Source organism: Mycolicibacterium iranicum, assembly GCF_002101705.1.
Classification (GTDB): Bacteria; Actinomycetota; Actinomycetes; order Mycobacteriales; family Mycobacteriaceae; genus Mycobacterium; species Mycobacterium iranicum.
The window spans coordinates 105682-113757 of record NZ_LQPC01000049.1 but is presented as its reverse complement, the minus strand read 5'-3'; the positions used below and the strand labels follow the sequence as shown (position 1 = coordinate 113757).

The window sequence follows — 8076 nt, the reverse complement described above, 5'->3', positions numbered from 1 at the left end:
TTGCTGCTTCTCCGCCCCCGGCACCCGGTTACGTGCCTCCGCCCGCGCCGGGTGTCGCCGGCGCCATTCCGGGTGGTCCTGGTGGTGTGGCTGGTCCGGGTGGTGCGGCGGGTGCGATTCCGGGTGGTCCTGGTGGTGTGGCTGGTCCGGGTGGTGCCGCGGGTGCGATTCCGGGTGGTCCTGGTGGTGTGGCTGGTCCGGGTGGTGCCGCGGGTGCGATTCCGGGTGGTCCCGGTGGTGTGGCCGGCCCCGGTGGTGCCGCGGGCTGCATCCCCGGCGTAGGTTGCGGCAGCGTTCCCGCGCCCTGAGGCAGCGGGCGCGATGCGCAGGAACTGACGAATCGCCTACGGGTCTGCCGGCGGGCGAGCGCTCAAGAGGCACCGCACGCCAAAGTGATCCGACGGGAAAACTCGAGGGTGCTCAGGTGAAATCGGTTCGGTACCAAGCAGTGTGATGCTCTCGGGTCGCCACTGCTGGCCTTTGAGCAGGACGCGGTCGAAGCGGACATGGCGATTCTTGCCGGTGTTGTCGTACCGCATGTCGTTTATCGAGGTGTCCTCGGTGTAGCCGTCCTCGCCGGGCCGCAGAGTCGGCCAGACGTCGCGAAAAGGCCTTTCGATGAGGTGGTTTTCTCGGTCGCGCATGTTGAAGTCGCCGAGCACGACCGCATCGGAGTCCGCATCGAGTGCTCGGAAGATCCGGCCGAGCTGCCGTTCACGAAGCGGAGCCGACCGTTTGCCGCTGTCAAGGTGAACCGAGCACACCACGGTGCGGGCGTTGTTGACGAGGAGTGCAGCGCGCAAGAAGCCGCGGCGGGCATCGCTCGGCAGGCCTGTGTATCTCACTGCCGACACCGGCACCCGTGACAGCAGCAGCATGCCGTAGGTCCCAACTCCTGCACCGATGACCGACGCGCTCAGGTAGTGCTCGCGAATCCAGCGCTGAGCCAAAAAATTTTCGTGCGCGACGTCGGTGACCTCTTGGAACACCATGACATCCGGCGGATCCGCGGCCAGCAGGTCGGCAATTGCCTGGTACCTGCGATCGCTGAAAAACGGGTCGAACCAGACGTTGAACGTCGAGATGGACAGGTGGGACCGACGTACGTGGCGCGTCGGAGTTGCCGCCACCCACCCTGCGCTGGCGTCAAATCTGCGCACACGGATCCGACTGCTGCGCCGCCACGCACCGAGCTCTCGGATCAACTGCACGATCGCACGATGGTATCCGGCGTCCGTGTCTTGACGTGGTCCATGCTCAATCGCTTTGTCGTCGAGCGCATCTCGTCGCTGGGGGCGCTCAGGGAAGCGCGACGCGAAACCGTCGTTGCAAGGAAAACATCGGTCAAAGCGCGTGACGTCGATTACCGTGCTGCTGTGCCCGAATTCGACCGCCGTAGTGCATTGCTGATGATGGGGCTGGGTGTGGCCGCCGTGGCGACACCGCCCGCTGCCCACGCTCAGCCACCCGTCGTGCCCGTCGAGCCCGCGCCGGAACTCGCTCAACCAGCACCGGTGATGCTGTTTCAGGATGAGTTCAACGGACCAGCGGGGTCTCCGCCCGACCCGGCTCGGTGGTTCATCGTTCCCGCCCGCGAGACGATCCGGAACCCCGTCGAATGGGACAAGCCGTTCAATATGGGCCGCTACGTCACCGACCAGGAACACGTGTTTCAGGACGGCAACGGAAATCTCGTCATCCGTGCCACGCGTGGCGAGGGTGCCAACATCCAGGAGAAGTACGCCAGCGCGAAGATCATGGGGCTGTGGCGAGGCGGTATCGGCACGACGTGGGAGGCGCGGGTCAAACTGGACTGCCTAACCGACGGTGCGTGGCCGGCGTTCTGGCTCGTCAACGAGAATCCCGTCCGCGGTGGCGAAGTCGACCTCGTGGAGTGGTATGGCAACAACGATTGGCCGTCGGGGACGACGGTGCACGCACGGCTTGACGGCACGGCGTTCGCGACCAACCGCCATCCGGTCGACAGCGCGTGGCACACCTGGCGGATGACCTGGCAGCCCACCGGCATGTACTTCTGGAAGGACTATGAGCCGGGCATGGAGCCGTTTTTCACGGTCCCGGCCAACTCCCTCCCGGACTGGCCGTTCAACGACCCCGGTTTCACGATGGTCCCCGTCTTCAATATCGCAGTCGGCGGTTCCGGTGGACGCGAGCCCGCCGGGGGCACCTACCCCGCCGAGATGCGGGTCGATTGGATTCGGGTGTTCGCCAGCTAGCTCCGAGGCCGTCTTTCACATCGCAGATGGTGTGCGTCGGAAGGGTGCGGATGAGATCCATGCCCGATCAGAGGGGGATCCAGATTCCGTAAAACCAGAACCCCCAGGCGTTGAAGCCGGGATCGAAGACCGGCGTGACCCACTGCCCGAAGTAGTCGAACGGTGGCGGGGGCGGCCCCCAGGGTGGCGGCAGCGGTCCATGCGGCGGCGGTGGGGGAGGTGGTCCCCACCCCCACGGCGCCGGGCCCCCATCCCAGGGCGGCGGATGGCCTCGCCACCCCGGCCCGCCGGGTGGCCCAAGGTTCGGGGGCGGCCCTTGCCTGCCGGGACCGCCAGGACCGTCGGGCCCGCCAGGCGGAGGTGGGGGCGACCCGTTTCGACCAGGTCCACCGGGGCCGTCAGGGCCCGGACCACCGGGCGGCGGCGATTGCCACACGTGGCCAGGTCCGTGGCCGCCAGGCTGGGCGAGAGCCGGTGCTATTCCGATGCCGAGCGCGGCGGCGCCCACGCCCGCCGTGACGGCTGCGCCTGCGATCAACGATGTCAGCTTCATCAAGTGCTCCTAGTCTCGAGCTCCCCGACGCCTCCGCGACGGTAGTGGCCGAGATTGGCCAGGTGCTGCGGGATTGCTGCCGACCCGCTGGCATCCGCGGCGGACGGCCGCGAGCACTAGCTCACGCGGTGAGCCATTCGCGGATCTTGACGTAGATCTCGGGATGGTTGAGCAGATCGAAATGGTGCAGCCCGGTGAGCGTGAGTCCCGCGTCGTCGTCGAACGGGAGACGCCGACGACGGCCGCGTCCGGCGGCGCTGGACGGGCGTACGAGGTGGTCACCGAGTAGCACTCCCAACGCCGCCGGAGCCGCGGACGTCGCCACGAAGTGGTATGTGGCGGCGGGGAGGAAAGGAACCTCCGTGCAGCGGTCCCGCAGAAACTCGTCGGGGTCGATCGCGTCCCAGTCGTCGTCGAGGAGCGACCCGTACCGGAGGTCCTTGATCCCGTCGCTGCGGAGATTGAGCAGCTCGGCAACGGCACGGCTTTCGCCGAACTTGGCCATGACCCAGGTCGCGACGTTCACACCTTTTTCCAGGTCGGCGCCCAAGTGTGGAGATCCGAGACAGATGACCTGCCGTGTACTTCTGGTCCAGCGGCGGTTCTGCTCGTGGCCGTAATGACAGGCGCTGCGCACCACCAGACCGCCCATCGAGTGACCAATCAACGCGATCCGGCGCACGGGCACGGGCCATACCTCCACCAGCCGCGTCAGAATGGCATCGAGGCTGCGGCCATTGGTGGAGATGTGCAGGCCCGTGTTGTACCGGATGTCGATGGGGGTGAATCCGAGGTCCTCCGCGAGACGCTCACCGTAGTGACGCTCGTCGAAGTCGGCGGTCATCCGGGGTGGGCGGCGCCATGACGATTCCGTCTGGCACAGCCCGTGGACGAAGACTGCCAGCGCTTCAGTCGGTCTCGGGTAGGCCGCGGCGATCCCGTCGGGCGTGAGCGGGACCGGTCGTCCGTCTATCCGGATGGCCATCGGGGTCGCCAGGGGGCTGTCGCGCTCGGCGAGTTCGTCGCCGTAGATGCCGGTGAGTGCGGCGATGGCTTCGGCTACGCCTGGCCGTTCGTCCAATGCGGGGTCGTCGTCGAACGCCAGACCTGCGGCGGCCCACGTGCTGAGGGCAGGTGGGAGGTGGTGCCCAGCAAAATCGAGGGCGTCGTACACCGCGCCCGCGATCGCGTCGTGGACGAACTCGACGGGGCGCGCGGCCGGGCCGATCGACGTGAAGACGCGCCCCGCGATGCCGCGATGAGTGCCGCGGACCAGCGTGTTGAGGACGGTCAGGCCCTCGGCGGCAACATTCCCGAGCGCCTGCATGTCGGAGGTTCGCATGGCCATATCCCGGTTTCGGTGAACAAGTGTTCTCTGGAATATAGCCCGTAAGCGAGGTTTCCAATCTGGGCATTCTGTGACGTAGTGAACGGCGGGCCCGGCCGGCTTGTGCTCACGCTTGCGATGGTGGATCGCAGCGCTGGACCCAGCCCACCGATCATGCGGGCGCAGCCTCGACGGAGTCAGCGCCGGCGTCACCCCGGATCAACGCATCCACCTCGGCGCGCTGCTTGGGACCCCATGTCTCCTTGGTGGCCATCACACCCGCCAGCCCGATGAAGCCGACCGTGACGTAGAACAGCGCCGGCCCGATCCAGCCGAACTTGTCTGCCAACAGTACGGCGAGGAACGGGGCGAAGCCGGCGATGGAAGCGGCGACCTGATAGCCGATGGAAGCGCCGGAGGTGCGCGTACTGGTGTTGAACAGCTCGGCGAACCACGCGCCCTGGGTGCCGGTGAGCACCGCATGGATGAGACCGATGCCGATGATGAAGAGCAACACGATCAAGAACGGCTCGCCGGTGTTGGCCATCAGATACATCGGTATGCCGAATGCGATCGCCATGAGACACCCTCCCAGGTAGACCCGTCGCCGACCGATCCTGTCGGTGAGGCGACCTGCATAGAGCGTCGTGCCGACGGCGATGACGCTGGCGATGACGACGCCGGTGATGGCGATGGTTCGCGTCCCTTCGTTCTGTTTCGTGATGTACGACAGCAGGTACGTGGCGGTGAGGTAGTAGGCGCAGGATTCGACCACGCGAAGCGCAATGACACGCAGGATGTTTCGCCAATCGCGGCGCAGTGTGGTCAGGAACGGGTTCTTCACCACGTTGCCTTGAGCCTTGACCTGCTCGAACTCCGGCGACTCTGTGACCCGCAGCCGCACGTACAGACCGACGACGATGAGCAGGGCGCTGGCCAGGAACGGGACTCGCCAGGCCCAGTCACCGTCTAACGACACCGAAGCCAGGAAAGCTATGTTGGCCAACGCAATTCCGAGGGGGTTGCCGGCCTGTGGTATCGCGGCGAACCTTCCTCGCTGACGCCACGGTGCGTGTTCGAACGCCATCAGGACCGCGCCGCCCCACTCGGCGCCGAAGGCGAGACCTTGAATGACACGGATCGTCACCAGCAGGATCGGGGCGAGGATGCCGACCTGCGCGTAGGTCGGTAGACAACCGATCAGCACGGTGGCGATGCCCATCATGAGGAGGGCGCCGACGAGGACGGGTTTGCGGCCGTATCGGTCGGCGAGAAAGCCGCCAACGCTGCCGCCAATCGGGCGCATTAGGAAGCCCACTCCGAGCGTGGCGAACGACAACAGAGTTCCGGTCGTCGGGTCGGACTCGGGAAAGAAGACATCGCCGAAATAGAGCGCGGACGCAGTTCCATAGGCGACGAAGTCGTAGTTCTCCACGCACGTGCCGGCGGCAGAGCCCAGGGCGGTCTTGAGCTTTCCCGGTGATCCGTGTTCGGCTTGCCGCCGACGATCGTCCATAGCGGTGGTCATTGCGTTATCTCCTTTGATAATTCGCCGGCAAGTTGTCGCGCCGCGTTGCGTTCGAGTTCATGCAACTTGCGGACCCGGCGGACGGTGTCCTCGTCGTCGTCGAAGCGGGCGCCGAGAAACGACTCGATGACCTCGCCTGCAGTTGCCCGGCCAATCACCCACGCGCCCATCGCGAGTGCGTTGGCGTCGTCGTGCTCGACCGCCTGGTGCGCCGAATAGACATCGTGGGCGAGTGCGCACCTGATGCCGGGAATCTTGTTGGCCGCCATCACGGCACCCTGTCCCGTGCCGCACACCAACACTGCTCGGTCGGCGTCGCCTCTGAGAACCGGTTCGCAGGTGTCCCACGTGACGTCGGGGAAGTCGACGGGGTTGTCGTCCTGCGCGCCGGTATCGATCATTTCGTGCCCGAGATTTTCGAGTACCGCGCGGACATGTGCTTTCAGTGAGTAGCCCGCGTGGTCGTTTCCAAGTGCGATCCTCATCGCTCGTCTTCTCCTGTCGTTGCGCTGCATGTGAGTTCGCCGCCGTAGGGGATCGAGGAGATGGCTCCGCGGCGTGTCACGGCAACACCTGCAGCGAGCACCGCGGCGTCGACGGCATCAAGGAGGTCGTCGGTTCGAACCGCAAGCCAGGCCGCAAGATAACCGATGAAGGTGTCGCCGGCGGCGGTGGTGTCGATGGCATCCACATCGCACGCCGCGACGTGTTTGACACCTCCGCGGTGGGTAACGTCGACGCCGTCGGCGCCGAGAGTGCATATGACGGTGGAATTGGACTGTCGGGCAAGCGAAGTGATGTCGCCAGCGAGGTGACCGAGCTCGTGCTCGTTGACGACGAGGATATCGACGTCCTCAAACAGGCTGCCCGCGCTCTCGGGTACTGGCGTCGGGTTCATGATCACCGTGGCGCCGGCGTGTCCCGCGGCGCGAGCGGCGTGTCGAACGACGGATTCCGGCGTCTCGAGTTGGAGCAGTAGCAGATCGCCGGGCCCGATGTCGCTCAGTCCCTGGTCGATGTCGGTGTTCATCAGCTGGTTGTTGGCGCCGGCGACGACCACGATGGTGTTCTCGCCGTCATCGTCGACGGTGATGAGCGCGCGGCCGGTCGCCGCGTCCGGAACCAGCCGGACGCGCTGCGCATCGATGTCCTGTTCGGTGAGCGCGCGCTGGAGCAGCCTGCCGTCGGCATCATCTCCGACAGTTCCGATGATGGTTGTCGGTGCGCCTGCCCGTGCCGCCGCGACGGCCTGGTTGGCGCCCTTGCCTCCCGCGGTGACCGCCGCGTCTGTGGCCAGCACCGTTTCCCCCGCCGCCGGCAGACGGGTGACGTGGACTCGGTGGTCGGCGTTGAGGCTCCCGACGACGAACACCCGCGAACGGCGAGACTCCGTCACTGCACTACTCCCGCTGAGCGATCGATGAATGTGGTCGGCAGCACCACTGACTCGGGTTTGTCTCCGTTGATCACGCCTATCAGCAGTTCGACGGCGCACCTCCCGACCGCGGTTGCATCCTGTGCGATGACCGAGATGGGCGGGTCGAAATGTGCGAGCCACTCGATATCGTCGAAGGCGATCACCTCGATGTCGGCCCCCAGTCGTAAGCCGTGCATCCTGACTGCGGCGAGGGCGCCCAAAGCCATGAGGTTGTCCGCGGCGATGATGGCGGTCGGGCGGCTCGACATCGACAGAAGCTGATTGCCTGCCCGAACGCCGCTCTCCTCTTGGAAATCGCCGAAGGTGATCAGCGACGCGTCGTTGACAAGGCCATACCTGGGAAGCGCTTCGACGAAATCGTCATAGCGCTGCCTTCCGGTCGAGATCGACTGGGGGCCGCCGATATACGCGATTCTGGAATGCCCCGCGGCGACCAGATGTCGGATCGCCCCGTCGAGACCCGCCCGGCTGTCTGTGGTCACACTCGGCACGTCGATGCCCTCGACGGTGCGGTCGACGAAAACGAGGGGCATCCGGCTCTCGATGAGCGCGTCGAGGCTGCCCGAACCTCGACCCTGCGGTGCGAGCACTACTCCGTCGACGCGCTGGCTGAGGAACGTCTCGAGGTATCGATCCTGCTGTTCGACGTTCTCGTTGGCGTTGCCCAGAAGCGTGACGTAATCAGCTCCGAGTGCGGCCTGCTCGGCTGCGTGCGCGACATCGGCGAAGAAGGGGTTGCGGACATCCGAGAGGAGGAGGCCGACCGCTTGGGTGCGGGTGAGGCGCAATGAGCGCGCCTGCGCGTTCGGGCGGTAACCGAGCGCACTGACCGCCTCCCGGACTCGATCCCGGGCTTGCGGCGAGGTGGCCGGATGGCCAGAAAGGACCCTGGACGCCGTGCCGAGGGACACCCCCGCATACGCGGCGACGTCCCGGATCGTCACTCCTCGACCTGCCATTTCGCTCCTAGACCCCGTGGGAACGTTTCCATGG

General features: G+C 66.0%; 9 protein-coding genes. 2 read left to right on the top strand and 7 right to left on the bottom strand.

What is annotated here, in order from left to right; translation table 11 throughout:
- On the top strand, positions 1 to 282 hold a 282-nt coding region (locus AWC12_RS24625; protein WP_207576476.1), incomplete at its 5' end, for a hypothetical protein.
- A gap of 62 nt (positions 283 to 344) precedes the next feature.
- Here AWC12_RS24625 and AWC12_RS24620 read toward each other — a convergent pair.
- Positions 345 to 1211 carry an endonuclease/exonuclease/phosphatase family protein gene (locus AWC12_RS24620; protein ID WP_234814148.1) on the bottom strand — a complete coding sequence of 289 codons (867 nt, stop codon included), beginning with the start codon at positions 1209 to 1211 and terminating at the stop codon, positions 345 to 347.
- Between the two features lie 198 nt (positions 1212 to 1409).
- Here AWC12_RS24620 and AWC12_RS24615 point away from each other — a divergent pair, with 198 nt between their 5' ends.
- Positions 1410 to 2237 carry a glycoside hydrolase family 16 protein gene (locus tag AWC12_RS24615; protein ID WP_085177630.1) on the top strand — a complete coding sequence of 276 codons (828 nt, stop codon included), beginning with the start codon at positions 1410 to 1412 and terminating at the stop codon, positions 2235 to 2237.
- A 67-nt stretch (positions 2238 to 2304) separates the two neighbouring features.
- Here the strand turns inward: AWC12_RS24615 and AWC12_RS30900 are convergent, their stop codons facing one another.
- The 6 genes from AWC12_RS30900 to AWC12_RS24585 form a co-directional block, all read right to left on the bottom strand.
- Entirely contained in the window at positions 2305 to 2790 is a 486-nt protein-coding gene (locus AWC12_RS30900; protein WP_085177610.1) for a hypothetical protein, read from the bottom strand.
- 121 nt (positions 2791 to 2911) lie between these two features.
- Positions 2912 to 4132 (bottom strand): esterase/lipase family protein, encoded by a 1221-nt coding sequence (locus AWC12_RS24605; protein WP_085177628.1) that lies wholly within the window; start codon positions 4130 to 4132, stop codon positions 2912 to 2914.
- A 157-nt stretch (positions 4133 to 4289) separates the two neighbouring features.
- Complete coding sequence (locus tag AWC12_RS24600; RefSeq protein ID WP_085177609.1) at positions 4290 to 5645, bottom strand: MFS transporter; 1356 nt, start codon at positions 5643 to 5645, stop codon at positions 4290 to 4292.
- On the bottom strand, positions 5642 to 6130 hold the full coding sequence (locus AWC12_RS24595) for an RpiB/LacA/LacB family sugar-phosphate isomerase (RefSeq protein ID WP_085177607.1): 489 nt from the start codon (positions 6128 to 6130) through the stop codon (positions 5642 to 5644). Before AWC12_RS24595 ends, AWC12_RS24600 begins: the two co-directional genes overlap by 4 nt.
- Positions 6127 to 7041 (bottom strand): ribokinase, encoded by a 915-nt coding sequence (locus tag AWC12_RS24590; RefSeq protein WP_165762854.1) that lies wholly within the window; start codon positions 7039 to 7041, stop codon positions 6127 to 6129. Before AWC12_RS24590 ends, AWC12_RS24595 begins: the two co-directional genes overlap by 4 nt.
- A complete protein-coding gene (locus tag AWC12_RS24585; protein ID WP_085177603.1) occupies positions 7038 to 8042 on the bottom strand; it encodes a LacI family DNA-binding transcriptional regulator in 1005 nt (334 codons plus the stop codon). The genes AWC12_RS24590 and AWC12_RS24585 overlap by 4 nt, the downstream gene beginning before the upstream one ends.
- Positions 8043 to 8076: the final 34 nt, after the last annotated feature.